We start from the raw sequence: 20418 nt of genomic DNA, 5'->3' as shown, positions 1-20418 counted from the left end.
AAGAAATAAGCATAAGAAATAAAGTGCTCTTCCGGCTCACCTGTCCCGTACTGCTTCCGTGCCTGCTCTAGAAACTCCACTCATCTCATCTCAACTGGTCTCAAACTCGGCTCTACTCTGCTCTTCCGTAATTCACTCGATCGAATTACAGCTGCTTCAACTATACTACCTCTATTATGATTTTGTCAAATCGGGACGCAGTCTCATCGCTTCCCGAAGATACACGTGAACAATCTCATCCTGTTTCTTCTCGGTGTTCACCATAACCATGAAACGGATGCACTTCGGCAGAGCGCCCTCCACCGGGATCTCCAGCGAGCACATCAGCGGGACCAGCTCCCAGTCCTTCATCTGGCGGATGGTTTTCGCCGGGAAGGTCGCCGTCAGATCGGGCGTTACCGTAATAAAGACGCTTGCGATTTCTTCCGGAACGATTCCGTTCTCAAGGACAATCCGATGGAGCAGTTCCGTCGTGGCGCTCAGTATTTCATTCTCTTCATTGTGTTCTACGGTGATGGCACCGCGAATCCCCCGTACACCCATGTTCAGTCCTCCTGTTTGAGCTCATCCACAATCTCTCTTACCAGCTTCGGATCCATCTGCTTGTTGATCTCCACTTTGCCGATGGCGACCGGTACGATATACACCATCCGGCCTTCGCCGAATTTCTTGTCATGCATCATGGCGCGCATGATGGCGTCCGTATCCAAATGGGCGGGGATGCGGACCGGGAGCCCGAATTTCTCGAAGATCCGTTTCGTTATCGTATGGATCTCCTCGGGATGTCCGAGCTTGACGGACAAACGGGCCGCACCGACCATTCCAATCGCGATCGCCTCCCCGTGGGTCAGCTCGCCGTAGCCGGCCACCGCTTCGAGCGCATGCCCGATCGTGTGGCCAAGGTTCAGGATCGCGCGCAGATCGTTCTCGCGCTCATCCTGGGAGACGACCGCCGCTTTGACGCTGCAGCCTTTATACAGCCCATACTGCAGCGCCTCCGGGTCGAGTCCCACCAGTCGCTCGGCGTTATCTTCACACCAGTATGCGAAGTCCGCATCCCAGATGAGCCCGTGCTTGATCATCTCCGACAGGCCGCCGCGCACTTCCCGGTCCGGCAGCGACTGCAGCGTCGAAGTATCATAGAGCACCATCTCCGGCTGGTGGAACGCACCGATGATGTTCTTCGCCAGCGGATGATTCACCGCCACCTTGCCCCCGACGGAGCTGTCGTGGGCGAGAATCGTCGTCGGAATCTGAATGAAGCGCACGCCCCGCATATAGGAGGCGGCCACGAAGCCGGCGAGGTCGCCGACCACGCCGCCTCCAAGGGCGACAACCGCCGATTTGCGGTCCAGTCCGGCTTCCAGCGCCGCACCGATCACGTCCTCCAGCACCGCAAGCGATTTGGATTTCTCCCCTGCGGTTACCGTATAAGAGGCCGCTTGATAACCGGCTGTCCCAAGACGCTCCAGCACGCCCTCCAGATAATGAGGCCCGACCTGCCCGTCCGTTACGATGAGCAGCGGAGATCCCTTGCTGATCCCGTGCTTCTCGAAGTATGAAGCGATATTCTCCAGGAGTCCTTCCCCGATATAGATCGGGTAGGAACGTTCCCCAAGATCAACTGTAAGTTCCTTGATCATAGCCTGCTCTCCCCGCTTCCCGAAGTTAGGTTGTATGCAGCACGCTGACTGGTGCTAGTACGCTTTGACCTGCTCCAGGTAGCTCTCGTAGTTGCGGCGGATTTCTTCGATGGAATCCCCGCCGAACTTCTCCATGAACGCACGTGCCACTTCCCAGGCGATCACGTTCTCCATAATGACGCCTGCGGCAGGCACCGCACACGTATCGGAGCGCTCCACCTGCGCGGTGAAGGCTTCCTTCGTGTCGATATCCACGCTCTGCAGCGCCTTGTACAGCGTCGAGATTGGCTTCATGACGCCGCGTACCACGATCGCCTCGCCGGTCGTCATGCCGCCCTCGAAGCCGCCTGCACGGTTCGTCGCACGGTAGAACCCGCGCTCCTCGTCGTGCATGATCTCATCGTGTACGGTGGAGCCGCGGCGCTCCGCCGCTTCAAAGCCGATGCCGAACTCCACGCCCTTGAACGCCTGGATGGACAGCACCGCCTGCGCAATACGCCCGTCCAGCTTGCGGTCCCACTGCACGTGGGAGCCGAGGCCGGTAGGCACGCCTTCGATGATGCACTCCACGATGCCGCCGAGCGTGTCACCGTCATCCTTGGCCGCGTCGATCGCCGCGATCATGCGGGCCTCCGCCTCCTTGTCCGTTACACGGAGCGGCGACTCTTCCGTAATCGCGATGAGCTCGTCGATCGGCAGCTCCTGCCGCTGCACTTCCACCTCGCCGATCCGGATGACCTGCCCGGCCACCTTGATGCCGAACTCCTTCAGCAGCTCGCGGGCCATGCCGCCGATCGCAACGCGCATCGTCGTCTCCCGTGCGCTCGAGCGCTCGAGGATGTTGCGCAGATCCCGCTGGTTGTACTTCAGGCCGCCGTTGAGATCGGCATGCCCCGGACGCGGCCGGTTCACGCGGCGCTTGCTCTCATCGCTGCCTTCGATCGGCTCGATGTTCATGACCGAGGTCCAGTGCTTCCAGTCGTTGTTCTCCACGACCAGTGCGATCGGAGCACCGGTGGTCTTGCCGTGGCGTACGCCCCCTACGATGTTCGCCGTATCCTTCTCGATCTGCATTCTGCGGCCGCGGCCATAGCCTTTCTGGCGGCGGGCCAGCTGAAAGTTGACCGCTTCGAAATCAATATTGAGATTGCTCGGAAATCCTTCGATTATGGCCGTCAACTGCGGGCCGTGCGTTTCACCTGCTGTTAAGTATCTCATGCGTGGTGTTTTCCCCTTTCGTCCTACCCGGAAGCGGAAGCATCTCCGACTGCCCGAAACGCTTTAGCGCTTTTATGTACTCATGTGCTCCATTATAGTATACGGTCCACGCTTTGACAAGAAAATGCAGGGTTCGCCTTGTTTAAAAAGCGTGAAAGCGGGGTATACTCCGCTTTTCCTTCGCATAAAAATACGCTGCCAAGGCCTGTTGGCCCTGACAGCGTATGGGACAGCCCGGCAGCGGATCAGCCGCTGACCGGTTGTTGTTTGAGCGCGCGTTTGTCCTTGGCATCGGTCTCGTTCATCATGCCCAGAATCTTCGGCGAATCGATGCCGAGTATTTGGGCGCATTCCTGCATGGTGATAAACCCTCTGCGGTATGCGGTGATGACCTTGCGTTTGTCCATGGGAATCCTCCTGGGTCGCCGGCTTGGTAATGCCATCTCCGGCAAATCTCTGGCTCTGCTCCTAGTATGGGATTCCATGGCAAGGATTATTCACACTATTTGCCCGTTTTACGGTAAAAGAACGTTTCGGCCGATTCCAGCCCGTACTGCCCTGGACTGAAGATCTGCTCCGTGCTGCCCACGAAGAGAATGCCGCCCGGCTTGAGGGCATTCGCAAACTTCTGGTAGAGCACATGCTTGGCCTCTTCGGTAAAATAAATCATGACGTTGCGGCATATGATGAGATCATAGTTCGTATCGAACGTATCCGTCAGCAGATTGCCCTTCTGGAACTTGATCGCCCGCTTGAGCTGGTCCACGATATGGTAGGTCAGATTCTCCTGGCGGTAATACTTCTGAAGGTATTTGGCGGGCACATCGCGGACCGAGCGGTCCGAGTAGATCGCCTTCTTCGCTTTCTCCAGCGCCCCATCATCGATATCGGTCGCCGTGACCGAGGAATCCGTGAGCACCCCAAGCTCGGCCAGAATCATAGCCAGCGTGTAAGGCTCCTCCCCCGTCGAGCAGGCAGCGCTCCAGCACTTGAGCTTCCGGGATTTGTGAATCATCTCGGGAAGGAACTTCTGCTCGAGCACCTCCCAGCGGTTCGGGTTGCGCCAGAATTCGGAGACGTTGATCGTCATGCGGTCAAGGAATTCATAGAAGAGCTCCTTGTCCTTCGTCATCGCATCGAAGAAAGCGACGAAGGTGGGATATCCCTTTTTCATCCGAAGCGTGGCCAGGCGCCGGCGCATCTGGGCTTCCTTGTACTGTGCAAGATCGATGCTCGTGTAATCCTTTACTTTCTTGACAAAGGCTAGGAAATCCTTGTCGTCATCCATCCCGTCACGTCACCCCGTGTAAATCCAGTTTTGTATGGTTTTGGTATAAACGACCAGTTCATCCGGCGAAAAGTAATTGGCGATTTCCCGTTCGGCGCTTTCAGGCGAATCCGACCCGTGAATCAGGTTCAGTCTCGTCGACGCGGCGAAGTCCCCCCGGATCGTGCCCGGCTGCGCTTCCGCCGCATTGGTCTTGCCGATCATGGTGCGGGACAGCGTAATGATGTCGTCCCCTTCCCATACCATGGCGAAGACAGGTCCCGACGTGATGAACTTGATGAGGTTATCATAAAAAGGCTTCCCATGGTGCTCTTCGTAGTGGCGCTCCGCCTGTTCCTGACTGACCTGAAGCAGCTTCGCCGCCACGAGCTGGAATCCCCTCCGCTCGAACCGGCCCATAATTTCCGCCACAAGCCCCCGCTGTACGCCATCCGGCTTCACCATCAAAAATGTCTTTTCCATATTATGATCTCCTCTCAACACTACTATATAATCCACTTATTGGGAGAGGTTTGGTCTATTCCTTAGCACGATGCAGCGTTAGGGACAAATGGATGTGGAAAGCGTTAGCGGCCGCCTTTGAACTCCCGTTTCCCCTTCCCCAAATTCTAATGAAGAAACGGGAGTTCAACAGCGGTGGAACAGCCATTTGTCCCGGAAGCGGTCTCGTACGAGGAACATACCACATCTCTCCTCAATAAGAGCGATTCCCCACGAAATGAGCAAAGCTCACCAAATCCTTCTTCGCTTGGATGTCGGGCAGTCCTTCCAGAACTCGGATTGCCTTGTCTATGTAGGTCGAAGCCATCCGCTCGGCCTCGGCGATGCCGGTGCTGCCGCGGATGATATCCAGAAAACCACGGACATCGGTTTGTCCGTCACAAGCCTCGATGCGGGCCAGCTCATCCAGCAGGTACGGCCGGAGCGCCGGATTCCGCAGGGCAAAGATCACGGGGATCGTAATGTTCCCCTGCTTGATGTCGCTGCCGGGCGGCTTGCCGATCTCCTTCTCGGTACCGCAGATATCCAGGAGATCGTCCCGGATCTGGAACGCCATGCCGGCATAGTAGCCGAAGTTGTACAGCCTCCGGGCATCACGCTCGGCGGCCCCCGCCGCCATCGCGCCCAGCTGACAGGAGACGGCGAGCAGCAGGGCCGTCTTCCGCTTGATCCGCAGAAGATAGTCTCTAACGCTCTGCTCGGCGTGGAAGAAGAACCGGATCTGCTCCATCTCCCCGATGCTCATCTCCACCAGCGCCTTGGACATCACCTGGTGAATGGCCGGGTCGGGGAGCTTGGTCACGATGCTCAGCGCCTTCGCAAAGATGTAGTCGCCGGTATACATCGCGATCCGGTTGTCCCACTTGGAGCGGACGGTAAGCTGCCCGCGCCGGGTATTGGCATCGTCGATCACATCGTCGTGCACGAGCGACGCCATATGGATCAGCTCCAGCGGAACGGCGACGTGCTTGATCTTCGCCAGATCATACGTGCCGAACTTCGCCCCCAGCAGGACGAAGACAGGACGTATCCGCTTACCGCCCGCCTTGAGAAGATGCAGGGAGGCTTCCCGCAGCATCGGATGGTCGACATCGATACTGCGCTCCAGCTCCTTCTCAATGTAGCTGATATCCTTTTTCATTTTTGCATATAATTCGAGCAGTTTCATTCCGTCACCCGTACTGTGTTTTATCGTTCGATCCGAAGCCGTCACGCCGGCCGTTCCCCTATTGAGGCGACCCCCATCTCCGGTAGAGCTCATGATCGATTTCCATGCAATCCAAAATTTTACCCACCATAAAATCGATCAAATCATCGACCGTCTGGGGTCCTTGATAGAATGCGGGCATAGCCGGAATGATGCGCACGCCCAGCCTTGCCAGCTTGAGCATATTCTCGAGATGGATCGCATGAAGCGGCGTTTCGCGGGGTACCAGAATCAGCTTCCGCCCCTCCTTGAGCATGACGTCCGCCGTCCGCTCCAGGAGATTGTCCGACGCGCCGTGGGCAATACCGGAGAGGGTGCCCATCGAGCAGGGAACGACGACCATGCCCTGGGTTCGAAACGAGCCGCTGGCTGTCTTGGCGCCGATATCCTGGTTGGGCACATACTCCAGGCGCCCCGTTGTCTGACCCGGAGCAAACTGCTCTTCCAGGGTCTCCTTCCGGCGGCTGACATCCCAGCCGAGCTCTTCCTTCAGGACGCGCCAGCCCGCATCGGTGACCACCAGATGAATATCCTCTCCGGCTTCCAGCAGGAAGCGGCACAGTCTGACTCCGTAGGCCGCTCCGCTGGCTCCCGTAATGCCGACGACCCAAGGCCTGCTCATCCCGTGTGCACCACCAGATCGATCAAGGTAAAAGCGAAGACCGCGATGCTCAGGGTGCTGTTCATGGTGAAGAAGGCGGTATTGACCCGGCTGAGATCGTCCGGTTTGACGATAAAATGCTCATACATCAGCAGCGCATAAGATACGATGATACCAAGAAGATATACCCAAGTCAGCTCCGTAAGGAAATAAAGAGAGATAAGGCCGATTGCCGTAATGATATGAAACCAGCGTGCCATCTTCAGCGCCTTCGGAATCCCGAAGCGGCTCGGAATCGAATGCAGTCCTTCCTCGCGGTCGAATTCCGCATCCTGGCAGGCGTAGATGATATCAAAGCCGGCCAGCCAGAAGACGATCGCCACATAAAACACCAGGGCCGGAAGAGAAAACTCGCCCGTAACGGCCACCCAGCCTCCCAGCGGCGCCAGCGCCACCGTCATGCCCAGCACCAGATGGCAGGCCCAGGTGAAGCGTTTGGTATAGGAATAGAATACCAGAAAAAACACGGCCACCGGAAGAAGTTTCACGGCCAGCGGACTTAAATGAAACGCCGCATAAAATAAGAGCAAAAACGAGATCAAAATAAAGAGGATGGCTTCTTTGGAAGAAATCAGTCCGGCCGGGATCGCACGCATGGCCGTACGGGGGTTCTTGGCATCGAACACCTTGTCAATCACCCGGTTCAGCCCCATGGCCGCGCTGCGCGCTCCCACCATGGCGAGCAGAATCCATCCGATCGTGGCCCAGGAGGGCAGGTGACCGTACACCACCACCGACCCGAGCAGCGCGCCCATGAAGGCGAACGGCAGAGCGAACAAGGTGTGTTCGATCTTGATCATTTCCATGAAAATCTTGGTCTTTCTCCACATAACGTCAGTCTCCCTTGGCTGCTGTGGTCGATGCCGGCTTGCGGCCGATATGCAGGGCTGCAATTCCGCCGGTGAGCGGATAAGCTTCTACCCCGCTCAGCCCCGTGTTACGGAAGATCTCCGCCAGCTGCTTGTGGTCCGGAAAATGAACCAGCGACTCCGGCAGCCACTTGTACTGCTCGTAGCTCTTCGCCACCAGCTTGCCGATCATCGGCAGCACCCGCTGAAAATAGAAATAATAAATGCCTTTGAACGGCTGCCAGGTCGGCTTGGAGAGCTCCAGAGAAACCACCAGGCCGCCGGGCTTCACGACGCGCTGCATCTCTTCGATCACTTTCACGAGATCGGGCACATTCCGCAGGGCGAAGCCGATCGTCGCATAATCGAAGGTATTGTCCTCGAAGGGCAGCTCCATCGCGTTGCCGCGGACCAGACGAATCTGCTTGTCCCGGCCCAGCCGTTCGATCTTATCCGCTCCCACATCCAGCATGTTCTGCGAGAAGTCCAGCCCGATCATCGCTCCGGTGCCGGAAGCTTCCGCAAGGGAGATCGTCCAGTCGCATGTCCCGCAGCAGATGTCGATCGCGGTACTGCCGGGCCGGACGTTCATTTTCTTCATCGTGAAGTTCCTCCAGGCCTTGTGCCTGCGGAAGCTCAGAATGTCGTTCATCAGATCGTACTTCGGTGCGATGCTCTCGAATACGGAATGAACGAACTGCTCTTTGGATTTTCCTTTGGGTTGGTTCCCTGATGTGCTCTGCATGCTCTCTTGTCCCCCTACACTTCCTGCGTGGCCCGCGGAGCGGACAAATACCGCCGGATCGGCTCGCCGATCGACAGCAATTCCTGCCTCAATGCTTCGGACTCCAGTCCCTGAACCGCCGCATGCACATCCTTCATGCAAGCTTCGAGCTGCCCGTAGAGCTGGGAAGTCACCTTGTGCTTCAGCCAGACGGCCCGCAGCTTGGATCCATCCGGTTCCTCCTGGCGGAGCAGCGTCTGCTCTTCCTTCGAGCCGAACTGCCGCACATGCCAAAAGCCCCAGCTATCCCGGTAGTGCTGGGACGATTCGGAGCGCTGAATCTCTTGAAGGAGCACCTCACAGCGGGTGATCAGCCTCAGGAGCAGGCTCCATACGGTACCGGCCTTCTCCTCGAGGAGCCTGCCGAACGAAAGGTACAGCTCCGCCTTCACATTGACGGTCTGCCGGAGGTACTCTTCCGCGGTCAGCCCGGCCCCCTTCATCGCAAGATACAAGTTCATTTTGAGCCGGTTCGCTTCACAGATCGCCTCCGACAGCACCCCGACCAGGTCGATGCGGCCCGCCTGGGCCAGCAGGTGGTAGAAGCGAGAAGAGAAATAATCTCCCGCCAGCACTTTCAGCTGCCGGGACCTTGCCGCTTTCTGCTCCTTGATATCGCTGTTTACGCTGACCCCGTCATGCGTATCGAGCCCGACCTGCACGAGCGACGTGACCAGGGAATACAGCTCGCTGTACCCGGCCAGAACACTGTGATTATTGAGAAAAGCATACAGCAGCCGGGTTCGGTAGTCAGGGAACAGCGGCAGGTCCGTATGCTTCTGGATCATGTCGTAAGCCAAGTATCTTTGGGCGATCTCCGGAATCCGATAAGTGGTCATATGTAAGCCTCCGAACCGTTACACAAATCTCTGTTCTCCAATCCAAACTATTATAGCACAACAGGATTCGTTTCGCATTGTTTTACCCTCAGCTTTTCTGCTTGTCGCGCTGCTGCCACTTGGGGGTATACGTGGTCCGGTAATGCGTTTCGAGATACGTTTGAATCTCTTCCGCGCTCATCGGATGCAGCTTCGGTTCGTTCGGCAGCCACTTCTCCCTTCTCGCGTCGGTGGCGATGAGGGGTCCCGGCGTTCCTTCCTTATCCTGCGATCCGTCCAGTACGCGGACGAGCACTTGATTGATATTGGTCGACGCCCCGAACAGGACGCTCGGAATTTCGTACAAATCTTGGAGCATGTCCGCCTTGGCTGTGGATTTGGAGGCAAGCAGATCAATGGATACGATTGCATGGCTGACTTCCACGCGGCGGATGCGCAGGTGCAGCTTCATGCCCGAGACGACATCGACGATGGTCGCTTCCGTCACCGGCCTCGCCTGGCGGAACACCAGGGCCGAATCGTCCAGCTTGGATACATAGGACAGCAGAATGGCTACGGCCACCGAGACGGCCGTCATGATAAAGACACGGGGAGCCCATTTCATTCCTGGCACGCTTCCTTCCTTGACCGGTTTGGGCAATCTGCGGCTGCGCTCTCGAGATGACCCTGTCCTTATCATTGTACAACGAAAAAAAGCAGGCTATGCCTGCACTCTTCCGAAAAATTATTCCTGCGTATCCACCGTGCCGACCTTCGTCATCACCGAAGCTTTGCCGCGGATCTTGATGGCCGAGGTATGCTCGGTGAACTGGCAGATCATCACTTCGCCCTTGTCCAGCTTCTCCGTGTGATGGAAGCGGGTATCCTGCCCCCGGGTCAGTCCGATGACCTGGACCCCGTTCTCCTTCGCCTTGATGACAATATAATCGTTCTGGTTCCCTTCCATCGCTTAAGCTCCTCCGTTCTCATATCCAATTCCTCTTCATCATGCAAAAAAAACCAAGCCGTGTCAACCGGACCCGCTGGACTCTGGGGCTGTACGCGGCGGATAAAGAAAAGAGACACCGGCATTGACGGTGTCTCTTTCATGGTCGGAGTAGCGGGATTCGAACCCACGGCCTCACCCACCCCAAGGGTGCGCGCTACCAGACTGCGCCATACCCCGAATCGTGCCTCGCCTGCATACCAAGAAGGCGATTCATGTAAAGATTATGTATATGGTACGCTTTCACTCGGCGAAATTCATTATAGCACGCGCCTATCTCACCTGCAATAGATTCGGCATATTTTTCGCCTAATGTTTTCCACCCTGCCCTTCGTCATACGGAATGATAAAAACACCCGGTCCCTGCAGGGTCCGGGTGTTTCTGTGCTTACGATCTATTGGGAGCCGAAGCTCTTATGTAGATGAAGTGCTTCTCTTACTGGATGCCGTCCTTCAGCGCCTTGCCAGGCTTGAAAGCAGGAATCTTGCTCGAAGGGATCTCGATCTCTTCGCCGGTTTGCGGGTTGCGGCCTTTGCGGGCGGAACGCTCACGAACTTCGAAGTTGCCGAAGCCGACCAGCTGAACCTTGTCCCCGCTCTGCAGCGCTTCGGAGATGGCTTCGAATACCGCCTCTACCGCTTTGGTAGCGTCTTTCTTGGACAGTTCGGTGGATTCGGACACCTTGTTGATCAAATCGGATTTATTCATGGAATTCACCTCCCCTGCTAGAAATATCCTGTTATTTCCTTTGTTGGCTGTTTCACCGAAAAATATACATGGAATCAGGGTTTTCGCCAGTCAAATCAAGATTATAGTAATACAGGACTAACGCTTTTTCAAGTAAGAACGCAAAAAAATGCACCCGGTGGAGTGCATTTTTGCAGGAAAGTCTCTTTTTGTGACAGAAATTGTTCGAATCTATCTCTCTTTGTCGAAGCCCGGAACTTATAGAATGATGGCGATCAGGCCGCCGGAGCCCTCGTTGATGATCCGTCCAAGCGTCTCCTGAAGCTTGTAGCGGGCGTTGTCGGGCATCATGGCCAGCTTGCCCTGGATCCCTTCGCGCACGATGGAGTGCAGGGAACGGCCGAAAATATCGGACTCCCAGATCTTCAGCGGGTTGTCCTCGAAATCCTGCATGAGGTAGCGGACCAGCTCTTCGCTCTGCTTCTCCGTGCCGATGATCGGGGAGAACTCGGACTCGACATCGACCCGGATCATGTGGATCGACGGTGCGGTAGCCTTCAGCCGGACACCGAAGCGCGAGCCCTGGCGGATCAGCTCCGGCTCATCCAGCGCCATCTCCGCCAGCGTAGGCGGCGCGATGCCGTAGCCGGTCGTCTTCACCATCTCGAGCGCCTCGGCAAAGTGGTCGTACTCCCTCTTCGCATGCGTGAACTCCTGCATAAGCTGAAGCAGGTGATCTTTGCCGCGAATCTCAACGCCGACGACCTCCATCAGGATGCGGTCATACAGCTCGTCGGGGGCATACAGATCGATCTCCGCTACGCCCTGCCCCATGTTCATGCCGGCCAGAGCGGCTTTGTCGATGAATTCATACTGCTCGAACGAGCCGACTACCCGGTCCACATCGCGCAGCCTGCGGATGTCCTGCACGGTCTCGCGCACGGAGTTCTCGAACGACGAGCGCAGCCAGTGGTTCTCTTCGAGCACCATAACCCAGCTCGGCAGGTTCACATTGACTTCGTGGACAGGGAACTCGTAGAGCACTTCGCGCAGCACGGAGGTCATATCGTCCTCGTTCATGCTCGCCACGCTCATCGCCACCACGGGCACGTCGTGCTTCTCCTGCAGCTCGCTGCGAAGCTCCTGAACGGCATCGCTCTGCGGCTTCGTCGAGTTGACGATGACGATGAACGGCTTGCCGACCTCCTTGAGTTCGCCGATGATGCGGTCCTCGGCTTCCACATAGGATGAGCGCGGAATCTCGGCGATCGAGCCGTCCGTGGTGATGACCACCCCAAGCGTGGCATGCTCCTGGATCACCTTGCGCGTGCCGATCTCCGCCGCTTCCTGGAACGGGATCGCCTCGTCGAACCAGGGCGTGTTGATCATTCTCGGACCGCTTTCGTCTTCGTAGCCTTTGGCCCCCTCCACCACATAGCCTACGCAGTCCACCAGTCTGACATTGACGTTCAGTCCTTCAGCCACGTGCAGCTGCACTGCCGTGTTCGGTACGAATTTCGGCTCCGTCGTCATGATCGTCCGTCCGGCCGCGCTCTGCGGAAGCTCGTCGGTGGCCCGGACACGGTCGGATTCGTTCTGAATGTTCGGCAGCACCACCGATTCCATGAAGCGCTTGATGAATGTTGATTTTCCCGTACGGACCGCTCCAACGACCCCCAGGTAAATATCCCCGCCAGTACGCTCTGCAATGTCCTTAAAGATATCTACTTTCTCCAATGAGAATCCCTCCTACAGGTTGTTTAAGACGAAACTCGTACATGCTTTGGACTAGTACAAATATATGTATGACACCGCGTTTTATGATGCCGGCGGGCACAAATATCTTCTCTCCGCCCAAGGCTGCTGCGCTACTTCGTCCAAGACACCCTTGACTCATCCCAAACAAATATATGAGCGGGAATCCCCGGTTATTCGGACTCATCCCCTAAATAAGAAAAAAACTCTATCATCCACAGGGATGATAGAGCTCTTGGGCATGGCATCAATATGTTATTCGTGAAGCGTCCCGGCGGGTACCGGACTGCCCCCCTGCCAGCGGTAGGCGACGGAGCGGGCCGGTACGAAGAACGATTTCTGCACGAGCAGCTCGCGCAGATCCTGCTGGGCGTTCAGCCCGCCGGCGAGCCCCTCCTTGTCGATGAGACGCATAATCTCCGGCGCATAGTCGATCACGACCTCGCCCTCACCGGTCAGGAGCAGCGGCAGCATCATGGAGCGGGTATATACGCTCGGCACTTCCAGCTTGGCTCTCCCGAGCTTACCGTAATCAATCTGGTGGAAGCCCGGTGCGGCTTCTCCCCCGAGAGGCAGGCTGCCGTTCTTGATCTTGTATGAATCGACTTCCCTCTGGAGCTCCAGAACCTGCTGGAACGAGGGAATGTCCATCATCTTGACGGTCGGCTTCGTCTCCACGTCCACGAGTACATAGGTAGCCGTCCCGCCCTTCTCGAAGGCGTTGGACGGCACCTCGCTCAGGTACCGGCCTTCGAGCTTCTTGAAGTCGATCGGGTACTTCTCATAGTGCGGCGTGGTCTCGCTGCTGTTCTTGATCGGCAGCACCCCGGTCTTCGCCTTGTAGGCGTCGATCGCGTTCTGCACGATGAGGATATACTCGCCGCTTGCGGCCTGGCTCTGCTTGCGCAGTTCCTTCGGATACAGGCATCCGGCGAGCAGGCCGCACAGCAGAAGCAGCGGCACGAGCCTCAGCATATGCTTCATCACCAGTCCTCCTCCTGCTGCTTCTCGAGCTGTTTGCGGATTGCCGCCTTCAGCGGATCCTCCGGCACCTCAACCTGCACGGGGCCGGTCACTTTGGCCTGGCAGGCCAGCCGGTAGCCATCCTGCTCCTGGCCGCCCAGCTTCAGACGCTCGTTCTTGCCGGGTTCGGCCAGGCCGGACTCCATCCCTTCCGTCACCCTGACCTTGCACATCAGGCAGGCGGCCTTGCCGGCACAGCGGGTGCGGATCGTCACCCGGGCTCTGCGCGAAGCCTCCAGCAGCGTGGTACCCGGCCTGACCGTGACCTTGCGTCCGTCCGGCAAAAACGTCACTTCCGCGTTCATGCTCATGGCTCCTTCCCTCCATCCGAAGACATGGATGCCAGCACGGAACGGGCGTACTTCAGCGCTTCTCCGCCGAAGCGGTTGCGGGACAGCAGCTCCCTCAGCGCAGCAAGCTCACGCCCGTCCCGCCGGCGGACCATGACGGCGGCGATGGCTTCATACCGGTCGGGGCGGCGGCGGAGCAGGTTGAAGAGCAGCTCATGCGCAAGCGGCATGAGTCCGGCCTCCGTCCCCTCCCCCACACGCAGGGTCAGGGCATGCTCTCTCCGCAGATATTCCGCCTCCACCCGGTAGGCGCTCTCAGGGGTACGGACCTCGAACGCCCCCACCAGCTCCACGTTCACCCCGGCTATCACGTAATGGCTGAGAATCGAACGGTAGATCTCCGTTGCGCTCTCTTCCTGCTTGTCCACCGACCAGGGCAGCAGCGCCCCGTGCAGCTCCGCTGCCGTCTCCCTATCGGTATAGAGATCCAGATCGCGGGGCGGAGCGGCCAGCGGCACGCCCTGCAGGAGCAGTCCCGTACTTCCGCCGACGAGCCAGCTTCCCGGCAGGTTCCTGCCGCTTCGCCCGATCTCCTCCAGCGCTTGTCTCAGCGGCTCTCCGGCGGCGGAGAGGTTGTCGTCGTTAGGGTTCATGCAGCTCTACATCCTTACTCTTGAAGTTCCTCGAAGTACCGCTGCGGCACTTCTTCGTTGCGTTCTCTAGAAATACGGTTTGTGGACGATGGTTACCGCTCCCGCACTCCGGACAGTCGCCTGACAGCCAAGGCGGAAGCCCTCTTCAATCTCTTCGTCCCCCAGATTGTCGAGCTCTTCGTCCGTCGGTGCGCTGAGATGCTCCGCGCCTTCGACCACCTGGCACCGGCAGCGGGAGCATGTCCCCCGCAGGCACGAGAAGCCCCATTCGACCCCGTGCTTCAGCGCCATATCCACAATCGTGAACCCGGTTTCGGGCTCCACGGTTTTCGATCCTTGTCTTCCTTTTAGCGTGATCATATCCCTTGGCTCTCTCCTTACAGCAGTGATGCGAACATATAGAGCAGAATCGGAATGAACATCAGGAAGGCGACCAGCGAGAGAAGGAAACGGACCGCTCCCTTCGTCCGGGTTCTCGCAAAGGAAATCAGCAGCGACGCGGCCACCATCAGGCCGATCGCGATGAACGATGCCCACATTTTGTCAAGCGGTGACATGAGAAAACCAACCCCTGTTTTTCTGATTCGAAACAACCTTATTCCATCATATACACAAAAAAAGCACAAGCGCGCCTTCCGGCCGCTTATGCCACGGAATTGTCAAGCCGTTACTTCTTCATGATCATCTTCATGAGCTGTTCCATGTTGTTCGTATTCATCTTGCTCGTCTTGATCGCCTGAATCAGCTCGTTCATCGTCTGCTCCGATACTGGAACGTTCACCAGACCGGCCACCTGCTTGATCAGCTGCTTGAGCTGGGCATCGCTCTGCACCGTCGTCGGCTTCACGCCGCTGGCCAGTTTATAGATATCCTTCTCGGAAACGTTCTTGCCGGTCTTCTTCTTCACGACGTTCAGGACGTCCTTGGGCATGTTCTTGTTATTGCCTGACATCTTCCCTCATTCCTCCCCGGACCTTCATGCTGGATCGCCGGATGGCGGCCGCTGCGGTAAGTCTAGAGCAGTATATGTGGGAAGATGCCGCGGCGTGTAGGCGCGAGCCCGCTTAGTTCCAACCGGTGCGGGTGGATTCGGCCACCTGGACCGACTCGTGCGTCGGATCGCGGCCCATCAGGTCCTCGACCGCGGAGCGCGGTTCTTTCCCCTCGAAGAGGAGCAGGTACAGCTCATCGGTGATCGGCATCTCGATGCCGTACTGGCGGGAGAGCTTGTGCGCCGCCTGGGTCGTCTTGACGCCTTCGACGACCATCCCCATCCGGCTGAGCACCTCGCTGAGCGACAGCCCCTGGGCCAGCATCGAACCGGCCCGCCAGTTGCGGCTGTGCTTACTTGTGCAGGTGACGATAAGGTCGCCCACCCCGGCCAGACCGGCGAAGCTCAGCGGATTGGCGCCCATCGCCACGCCAAGTCTTGCGATCTCCGCGAGCCCGCGGGTCATCAGCGCCGCCTTGGCATTATCGCCGAAGCCAAGCCCGTCGGACAGCCCGGCGCCGAGGGCGATGATATTCTTGAGGGCGCCGCCGACTTCGATACCCACCACATCCGGCGTGGTGTACACGCGGAAGTACGGGTTGATGAGCAGCGCCTGGGCCGCCTCGGCCGCTTCCTTGTCCTGCGAAGCGACTACGACGGTCGTCGGACACTGCTGGATAACCTCTTCGGCATGGCTCGGCCCCGAGAGGACGACGATGCGTGCGGGGTCCATCCCCTGCATCTCGTCGGCCAGCACCTCGCTCATCCGCTTCAGGGTGCCGGTCTCGAAGCCTTTGGTCGCATGCACCAGGATGGCCTCCGGACCGAGATGGGGCCGAAGCTGGGAAGCGATCTCACGCATCGCCGAGGAAGGCGCAACGATGAATACGGCCTTGGCCCCCTCCGCCGCTTCCTGCATCGAAGTGGTGGCACGGATCTGCTCGGAGAGCACCGCCTCCCCGAGGAAGCGGCGGTTGCGCCGCTCCGTGTTGATCTCTCTGACTTGATCTTCGCTGCGGGACCAGAGCAGCACCTCATGACCGTTGGCCGCGAGAACGGAGGCAATTGCCGTCCCCCAGCTGCCGGCCACGAGCACGGCGACTTTCGTGGAATTGGACATGTTCGGGCCCCCTATGTAAGTAAGTTAGGAAGGTTTCTTGGATCCAAGCTTGTTCTCCTTGCCCTGCAGGAGCTTCACGATATTGGTCCGGTGCTTCACCCACGCGAAGACGAACAGCAGCAGGCTGAGCACAAGTACTTCAACGGAACGGTCCATTCCCCAGATAAAGAGCGGAAGCAGTGCGGTAAACAGCAGGGAACCGAGGGACACGTACCGTGTGAAGACGATGGCCGCAATGGCGATAAGCCCGGCGAACAGGGACGGAAGAAAAGCCAGCGTGGCCATGACACCGATCGTCGTGGCGATCCCTTTGCCTCCCTTGAATCCGAAAAATACCGGCCAATTGTGCCCGATGATGACGGACACGCCGGAGAGCACCATGATGAGGGTGTCACCGCCGCTGAGCGCATTTCCGATCCAGACGGCGGCAATCCCCTTCAGCACGTCGAGCAGGAGTACGGCGATGCCCGGCCCCTTGCCGAGCACACGCAGTGTATTCGTCGCCCCCGCATTCCCGCTTCCATGCTGGCGGATATCGATTCCTTTGAGCAGCTTGCCCGCCAAGAAGCTGAAGCTGATCGAGCCGAGCAAGTACCCGATCAGCAGCGACAACCAGCTTGTCACGTTCCTTCGCCCCTATTCCTCTTCCGATTTGCGCCGCGTGAACAAACGGAGCGGCGTCCCCTCGAACCCGAAGGCTGCCCGGATCTTGTTGTCCAGATAGCGCTGGTAGGAGAAGTGCATGAGCTCCGGATCGTTGACGAAGAAAATGATCGTAGGAGGCTTCACCGCGACCTGTGTGGCGTAGTTGATCCGCATCCGGCGGCCCTTGTCCGTCGGCGGCGGGTTGATCGCTACCGCATCCGACACGACATCGTTGAGCACGTGGGTCGGGATCCGCATCGCGTGAGCCTCCGACACCGTGTTGACGACCGGCAGCAGCTTGTGCAGGCGCTGCTTCGTCTTCGCCGAGAGGAACACGACCGGCGCGTACGTCATGAAGAGGAAGTGGTCGCGGATCTTTTGTTCGAACTGGTGCATCGTCTTCTCGTCTTTCTCGACGACATCCCATTTGTTCACGACGAAGACCGCCGCCTTGCCCGCTTCGTGGGCATAGCCCGCCACGTGCTTATCCTGTTCGATGATGCCGACTTCCCCGTCGATGACCACAAGAACGACGTCCGCGCGTTCGATCGCCTTCATGGCGCGCATCACGCTGTACTTCTCCGTGTTCTCGTACACCTTGCCGCGCTTGCGCATCCCCGCGGTGTCGATGATGACGTACTTTTGCCCGTCCTTCTCGAACGGCGTATCGATGGCGTCGCGCGTCGTTCCGGCCATGTCGCTGACAATGACGCGCTCTTCGCCGAGAATGGCGTTCACAAGCGACGATTTGCCTACGTTCGGCCGCCCGATCAGCGCCACGCGGATGACATCCTCGCCGTACTCCTCGTCGACTGTATCCGGGAAGTGCTTCACGACTTCTTCCAGCAGGTCGCCGATGCCCGTGCCGTGCGCTCCCGAGATGCCGACGATCTCGCCGAAGCCCATGGAGTAGAACTCATAGATGTCGTCCGCCCGCTGCAGGTTATCCACTTTGTTGACGGCCACGACGACGGGCTTCTGCGAACGGAACAGAATCTGGGCGACTTCGCTGTCGGCCGGGGTTACGCCGGCTTTGGCATCCACCATGAAGATGATGACGTCCGCTTCTTCAATGGCCAGCTCCGCCTGCACGCGCACCGAGCGGAGAATATGGTCCTCCCCTTCGATCTCGATCCCGCCCGTATCAATGATGCTGAACTCCTGGTCGAGCCATTCGCCCCGTCCGTACAACCGGTCCCGGGTCACTCCGGGTTTATCTTCTACAATCGCCAGCTTATCTCCGATAATCCGGTTGAATATCGTGGATTTGCCCACATTCGGGCGGCCGACAATCGCAATAACAGGCCTTGCCATGCGCTTCATTCCTTTCTCTCTCTGCTGCTTACGACCCCCAAGACGGGAGACAAGTCTTCCCTGCAAAAAATAAAGTACCTGCCGCATCCGCGGACGAGCTCATGAGGAGCAAAACGGACGGAACCAGGTACTCGGGTGATCTGCGTCACCGCTTCACAGGGGTAACGTTCTGCACTGCTGTTCCGGCGGTCTTTGGCGGTTCCACAATTCGCCAGGCCCGCTCAGGCTACGCCATTATACCAAAATTTATGGAGCAAGTAAACGAGAAGGCGCTTCTTCTCCCCCATCCGCAGCGCCGTGAAGCGCGGGAGCCGCCCTGCGACGGAAGGCACTTACCCGTGCTTCACGATAATCAGCGTCCCGTTCTGCAGGTCATGGGCGGAGGCATCCATGATCTTCTCCAGCTTGAAGGCGACCTGCTGCTGCTCTTCCGGACTGGCCGTCACGAAGATCGGCGCCCCGCCGGCCACCTTGCTCTTATCCATCGTAATCACCGCAAGAATCTTGCCCATGCTATGCACCCGCCTTTCCGCCGGCCGGCACTTCCGCTTCCGTCGGCATGCGCACCGCGCTCTCGAGAATCGGGGATCGCAGAGCTACCGCGCGGGCCTTCTCGGCGTCCTTCTCCTGCGGGAGCAGCAGCACCGCCAGCCGGCCGTCCTTCATATCCAGCTTGGCCTGCGGAACAAGCGAAGGCTCGCCGTCGTCCCGGAACACCCCCATGATCGTCGACACATCATGAAGCAGAGCCTGCCGCTGACCGAGGTTCGCCAGCGTGATTCGTCCGTTCGGATTCTTAGGGGTCAGGATCAGCCCGATCGCCTGTTCCCGGATCACCCGCTGCGTATCGCTCAGGCCCACATTCATGATATAGATATCATCCACGAAGAGATTCGGTCCGTCCAGCCTCACCTGCGCCACCCGAATGTCGGCAATGTGGGAAATGCTTTTGCCCGACTTGAAATAGAAGGTGATCAGCATGGCGATCAGTCCCGCCGCAATCCCCCAGTACCAGGCGAACAGAATCGCGAAGAAGGCGGTGACGAAGGAAGTGAAGATCACCAGGTAGTTGCGCCCTTCGAACACCATGGCGATGCCTTCGATATAAGTGGCCCCCCGCGGAACCAGCTCCAGAGAGTCGATCTTGCTCAGCGTCTGGCGCTCCATGTTGCGTACGTCGCGGAACTGCTGGGCCGCCATGGCGAGGAAGGTCATCGCCGTGTAATTCTTGTCGAGCAGCGCGGGTACCGCCACAGAGCCGAGACCGGCCGCGATCACACCGAGCGACAGGTGTATAATCTTGCCGTGGGGGTAGGTCGGATACTGCCGGTAATCGGTGCGAAGCATCGCAATGCGGGACGCAACGCCGAACAGGATCCCGAGGATGATGCCAACATTATACTTCTGCTCTACGATCCACAGCCACATGACGAACCTCCTCTGTTCTTGGGCCTTACTCCTTGTCCCCCCGGAGACTGCTCCAGAGGAACCGGAGGGCCGAACGCACCGAGCGGTGGAGGGTGACCACCACCATGGAGCATCCCCTCACCGCATACACCGTCAGCCACCACCCGTCCTGAAAGGCGGGCCCGCCGATCACTCCCGCCCATGCTTCCTTGTGGGCGTAGAAGCTCATCGCCTCCCCCATCAGCAGACCGAGAGTCACCGAGCCGATCTGTGCGGCGGGCGAGCGGAGCAGCACGGCGCCGATCAGCCCGACCAGGAGCGCCGACGTGCACTCGGGGGTCACCACCACCAGCATCGGAGCCAGGGGCAGCGTTTCCCGGAGAAAAAAATGCACGGACGCCAGCAGCATCCCCACAGACAGCAGATGCAGCCGCAGCAGAACGCCGGGGGAACGTACAAGCACAGCAGCAGCCAGGGCGGTCAGCACCAGCATTACGCCGTTCACCGCCTGTTCTCCGGCCGGGAAGGACCAGGCCGTACCGATCAGCCAGCCCATAA

27 protein-coding genes and 1 tRNA gene are annotated in these 20418 nt (G+C 58.5%); all 28 read right to left on the bottom strand.

What is annotated here, in order from left to right; all coding sequences use genetic code 11:
- Positions 1-174: 174 nt before the first annotated feature.
- Entirely contained in the window at positions 175-543 is a 369-nt protein-coding gene (aroH, locus tag PM3016_RS15065; protein WP_013916511.1) for a chorismate mutase, read from the bottom strand.
- Between the two features lie 2 nt (positions 544-545).
- Positions 546-1643 carry a 3-dehydroquinate synthase gene (gene aroB / locus PM3016_RS15060; protein ID WP_014370042.1) on the bottom strand — a complete coding sequence of 366 codons (1098 nt, stop codon included), beginning with the start codon at positions 1641-1643 and terminating at the stop codon, positions 546-548.
- A gap of 54 nt (positions 1644-1697) precedes the next feature.
- Positions 1698-2861, bottom strand: coding sequence for a chorismate synthase (gene aroC / locus PM3016_RS15055; RefSeq protein ID WP_013916509.1), 1164 nt, complete (start codon positions 2859-2861; stop codon positions 1698-1700).
- 245 nt (positions 2862-3106) lie between these two features.
- Positions 3107-3268, bottom strand: a complete 162-nt coding sequence (locus PM3016_RS38670; protein ID WP_013916508.1) for a hypothetical protein — start codon at positions 3266-3268, stop codon at positions 3107-3109.
- 95 nt (positions 3269-3363) lie between these two features.
- On the bottom strand, positions 3364-4149 hold the full coding sequence (locus tag PM3016_RS15050) for a CheR family methyltransferase (RefSeq protein WP_014370041.1): 786 nt from the start codon (positions 4147-4149) through the stop codon (positions 3364-3366).
- A 9-nt stretch (positions 4150-4158) separates the two neighbouring features.
- Entirely contained in the window at positions 4159-4611 is a 453-nt protein-coding gene (gene ndk, locus PM3016_RS15045; protein WP_013916506.1) for a nucleoside-diphosphate kinase, read from the bottom strand.
- A 232-nt stretch (positions 4612-4843) separates the two neighbouring features.
- Complete coding sequence (locus PM3016_RS15040; RefSeq protein ID WP_014650796.1) at positions 4844-5818, bottom strand: polyprenyl synthetase family protein; 975 nt, start codon at positions 5816-5818, stop codon at positions 4844-4846.
- A 58-nt stretch (positions 5819-5876) separates the two neighbouring features.
- The gene (locus tag PM3016_RS15035; protein ID WP_014370039.1) at positions 5877-6479 is read right to left on the bottom strand and encodes a UbiX family flavin prenyltransferase; all 603 of its coding nucleotides are present in this window, start codon (positions 6477-6479) and stop codon (positions 5877-5879) included.
- Positions 6476-7348: a UbiA-like polyprenyltransferase gene (locus PM3016_RS15030; RefSeq protein ID WP_013916503.1), complete on the bottom strand. Its 873-nt coding sequence runs from the start codon at positions 7346-7348 to the stop codon at positions 6476-6478. The genes PM3016_RS15035 and PM3016_RS15030 overlap by 4 nt, the downstream gene beginning before the upstream one ends.
- 4 nt (positions 7349-7352) lie before the next feature.
- A complete protein-coding gene (locus tag PM3016_RS15025; RefSeq protein WP_013916502.1) occupies positions 7353-8111 on the bottom strand; it encodes a demethylmenaquinone methyltransferase in 759 nt (252 codons plus the stop codon).
- 14 nt (positions 8112-8125) lie between these two features.
- On the bottom strand, positions 8126-8989 hold the full coding sequence (locus PM3016_RS15020; protein WP_013916501.1) for a heptaprenyl diphosphate synthase component 1: 864 nt from the start codon (positions 8987-8989) through the stop codon (positions 8126-8128).
- 88 nt (positions 8990-9077) lie between these two features.
- Positions 9078-9593: a hypothetical protein gene (locus tag PM3016_RS15015; protein WP_013916500.1), complete on the bottom strand. Its 516-nt coding sequence runs from the start codon at positions 9591-9593 to the stop codon at positions 9078-9080.
- Between the two features lie 120 nt (positions 9594-9713).
- Positions 9714-9935 (bottom strand): trp RNA-binding attenuation protein MtrB, encoded by a 222-nt coding sequence (gene mtrB, locus PM3016_RS15010; protein WP_013916499.1) that lies wholly within the window; start codon positions 9933-9935, stop codon positions 9714-9716.
- Between the two features lie 142 nt (positions 9936-10077).
- Positions 10078-10154, bottom strand: a tRNA-Pro gene (locus PM3016_RS15005).
- A gap of 256 nt (positions 10155-10410) precedes the next feature.
- Entirely contained in the window at positions 10411-10683 is a 273-nt protein-coding gene (locus PM3016_RS15000) for an HU family DNA-binding protein (protein WP_013916498.1), read from the bottom strand.
- Positions 10684-10920: 237 nt separating this feature from the next.
- Positions 10921-12399: a stage IV sporulation protein A gene (gene spoIVA, locus PM3016_RS14995; protein ID WP_013916497.1), complete on the bottom strand. Its 1479-nt coding sequence runs from the start codon at positions 12397-12399 to the stop codon at positions 10921-10923.
- A gap of 273 nt (positions 12400-12672) precedes the next feature.
- Complete coding sequence (locus tag PM3016_RS14990) at positions 12673-13401, bottom strand: hypothetical protein (protein WP_013916496.1); 729 nt, start codon at positions 13399-13401, stop codon at positions 12673-12675.
- Positions 13401-13751 carry a 2Fe-2S iron-sulfur cluster-binding protein gene (locus tag PM3016_RS14985; protein ID WP_014370038.1) on the bottom strand — a complete coding sequence of 117 codons (351 nt, stop codon included), beginning with the start codon at positions 13749-13751 and terminating at the stop codon, positions 13401-13403. The genes PM3016_RS14990 and PM3016_RS14985 overlap by 1 nt, the downstream gene beginning before the upstream one ends.
- Positions 13748-14383, bottom strand: a complete 636-nt coding sequence (locus tag PM3016_RS14980; RefSeq protein WP_013916494.1) for a nucleotidyltransferase family protein — start codon at positions 14381-14383, stop codon at positions 13748-13750. The genes PM3016_RS14985 and PM3016_RS14980 overlap by 4 nt, the downstream gene beginning before the upstream one ends.
- A 66-nt stretch (positions 14384-14449) precedes the next feature.
- Complete coding sequence (locus PM3016_RS14975) at positions 14450-14743, bottom strand: 2Fe-2S iron-sulfur cluster-binding protein (RefSeq protein WP_014650792.1); 294 nt, start codon at positions 14741-14743, stop codon at positions 14450-14452.
- Positions 14744-14760: 17 nt separating this feature from the next.
- The gene (locus PM3016_RS14970) at positions 14761-14940 is read right to left on the bottom strand and encodes a DUF2768 family protein (RefSeq protein WP_013916492.1); all 180 of its coding nucleotides are present in this window, start codon (positions 14938-14940) and stop codon (positions 14761-14763) included.
- A 110-nt stretch (positions 14941-15050) separates the two neighbouring features.
- Positions 15051-15335 carry a stage VI sporulation protein F gene (locus tag PM3016_RS14965; protein WP_013916491.1) on the bottom strand — a complete coding sequence of 95 codons (285 nt, stop codon included), beginning with the start codon at positions 15333-15335 and terminating at the stop codon, positions 15051-15053.
- A gap of 112 nt (positions 15336-15447) precedes the next feature.
- Positions 15448-16494: an NAD(P)H-dependent glycerol-3-phosphate dehydrogenase gene (locus PM3016_RS14960; RefSeq protein ID WP_013916490.1), complete on the bottom strand. Its 1047-nt coding sequence runs from the start codon at positions 16492-16494 to the stop codon at positions 15448-15450.
- A gap of 24 nt (positions 16495-16518) precedes the next feature.
- The gene (plsY, locus tag PM3016_RS14955; protein WP_014650791.1) at positions 16519-17118 is read right to left on the bottom strand and encodes a glycerol-3-phosphate 1-O-acyltransferase PlsY; all 600 of its coding nucleotides are present in this window, start codon (positions 17116-17118) and stop codon (positions 16519-16521) included.
- Between the two features lie 12 nt (positions 17119-17130).
- Complete coding sequence (gene der, locus PM3016_RS14950) at positions 17131-18453, bottom strand: ribosome biogenesis GTPase Der (protein WP_014370036.1); 1323 nt, start codon at positions 18451-18453, stop codon at positions 17131-17133.
- 332 nt (positions 18454-18785) lie between these two features.
- Complete coding sequence (locus PM3016_RS14945; protein ID WP_013916487.1) at positions 18786-18965, bottom strand: capping complex subunit for YIEGIA; 180 nt, start codon at positions 18963-18965, stop codon at positions 18786-18788.
- Between the two features lies 1 nt (position 18966).
- Positions 18967-19881 carry a YIEGIA family protein gene (locus tag PM3016_RS14940; protein ID WP_014370035.1) on the bottom strand — a complete coding sequence of 305 codons (915 nt, stop codon included), beginning with the start codon at positions 19879-19881 and terminating at the stop codon, positions 18967-18969.
- Between the two features lie 25 nt (positions 19882-19906).
- Positions 19907-20416, bottom strand: a complete 510-nt coding sequence (locus tag PM3016_RS14935; protein WP_014370034.1) for a YphA family membrane protein — start codon at positions 20414-20416, stop codon at positions 19907-19909.
- Between the last annotated feature and the right edge of the window lie 2 nt (positions 20417-20418).

It is taken from the genome of Paenibacillus mucilaginosus 3016, from assembly GCF_000250655.1.
Classification (GTDB): Bacteria; Bacillota; Bacilli; order Paenibacillales; family NBRC-103111; genus Paenibacillus_G; species Paenibacillus_G mucilaginosus.
Note: the sequence above shows the minus strand (reverse complement) of the source record. Positions and strands in the feature narration are given on the sequence as shown.

Excerpts from the sequence above, each read along its gene's own strand:
- aroH (WP_013916511.1), bottom strand. The coding sequence starts at position 543 with ATGGGTGTACGGGGGATTCGCGGTGCCATCACCGTAGAACACAATGAA.
- aroB (WP_014370042.1), bottom strand. The coding sequence starts at position 1,643 with ATGATCAAGGAACTTACAGTTGATCTTGGGGAACGTTCCTACCCGATC.
- aroC (WP_013916509.1), bottom strand. The coding sequence starts at position 2,861 with ATGAGATACTTAACAGCAGGTGAAACGCACGGCCCGCAGTTGACGGCC.
- PM3016_RS38670 (WP_013916508.1), bottom strand. The coding sequence starts at position 3,268 with ATGGACAAACGCAAGGTCATCACCGCATACCGCAGAGGGTTTATCACC.
- PM3016_RS15050 (WP_014370041.1), bottom strand. The coding sequence starts at position 4,149 with ATGGATGACGACAAGGATTTCCTAGCCTTTGTCAAGAAAGTAAAGGAT.
- ndk (WP_013916506.1), bottom strand. The coding sequence starts at position 4,611 with ATGGAAAAGACATTTTTGATGGTGAAGCCGGATGGCGTACAGCGGGGG.
- PM3016_RS15040 (WP_014650796.1), bottom strand. The coding sequence starts at position 5,818 with ATGAAACTGCTCGAATTATATGCAAAAATGAAAAAGGATATCAGCTAC.
- PM3016_RS15035 (WP_014370039.1), bottom strand. The coding sequence starts at position 6,479 with ATGAGCAGGCCTTGGGTCGTCGGCATTACGGGAGCCAGCGGAGCGGCC.
- PM3016_RS15030 (WP_013916503.1), bottom strand. The coding sequence starts at position 7,348 with ATGTGGAGAAAGACCAAGATTTTCATGGAAATGATCAAGATCGAACAC.
- PM3016_RS15025 (WP_013916502.1), bottom strand. The coding sequence starts at position 8,111 with ATGCAGAGCACATCAGGGAACCAACCCAAAGGAAAATCCAAAGAGCAG.
- PM3016_RS15020 (WP_013916501.1), bottom strand. The coding sequence starts at position 8,989 with ATGACCACTTATCGGATTCCGGAGATCGCCCAAAGATACTTGGCTTAC.
- PM3016_RS15015 (WP_013916500.1), bottom strand. The coding sequence starts at position 9,593 with ATGAAATGGGCTCCCCGTGTCTTTATCATGACGGCCGTCTCGGTGGCC.
- mtrB (WP_013916499.1), bottom strand. The coding sequence starts at position 9,935 with ATGGAAGGGAACCAGAACGATTATATTGTCATCAAGGCGAAGGAGAAC.
- PM3016_RS15000 (WP_013916498.1), bottom strand. The coding sequence starts at position 10,683 with ATGAATAAATCCGATTTGATCAACAAGGTGTCCGAATCCACCGAACTG.
- PM3016_RS14990 (WP_013916496.1), bottom strand. The coding sequence starts at position 13,401 with ATGAAGCATATGCTGAGGCTCGTGCCGCTGCTTCTGCTGTGCGGCCTG.
- PM3016_RS14985 (WP_014370038.1), bottom strand. The coding sequence starts at position 13,751 with ATGAGCATGAACGCGGAAGTGACGTTTTTGCCGGACGGACGCAAGGTC.
- PM3016_RS14980 (WP_013916494.1), bottom strand. The coding sequence starts at position 14,383 with ATGAACCCTAACGACGACAACCTCTCCGCCGCCGGAGAGCCGCTGAGA.
- PM3016_RS14975 (WP_014650792.1), bottom strand. The coding sequence starts at position 14,743 with ATGATCACGCTAAAAGGAAGACAAGGATCGAAAACCGTGGAGCCCGAA.
- PM3016_RS14970 (WP_013916492.1), bottom strand. The coding sequence starts at position 14,940 with ATGTCACCGCTTGACAAAATGTGGGCATCGTTCATCGCGATCGGCCTG.
- PM3016_RS14965 (WP_013916491.1), bottom strand. The coding sequence starts at position 15,335 with ATGTCAGGCAATAACAAGAACATGCCCAAGGACGTCCTGAACGTCGTG.
- PM3016_RS14960 (WP_013916490.1), bottom strand. The coding sequence starts at position 16,494 with ATGTCCAATTCCACGAAAGTCGCCGTGCTCGTGGCCGGCAGCTGGGGG.
- der (WP_014370036.1), bottom strand. The coding sequence starts at position 18,453 with ATGGCAAGGCCTGTTATTGCGATTGTCGGCCGCCCGAATGTGGGCAAA.
- PM3016_RS14945 (WP_013916487.1), bottom strand. The coding sequence starts at position 18,965 with ATGGGCAAGATTCTTGCGGTGATTACGATGGATAAGAGCAAGGTGGCC.
- PM3016_RS14940 (WP_014370035.1), bottom strand. The coding sequence starts at position 19,881 with ATGTGGCTGTGGATCGTAGAGCAGAAGTATAATGTTGGCATCATCCTC.
- PM3016_RS14935 (WP_014370034.1), bottom strand. The coding sequence starts at position 20,416 with ATGGGCTGGCTGATCGGTACGGCCTGGTCCTTCCCGGCCGGAGAACAG.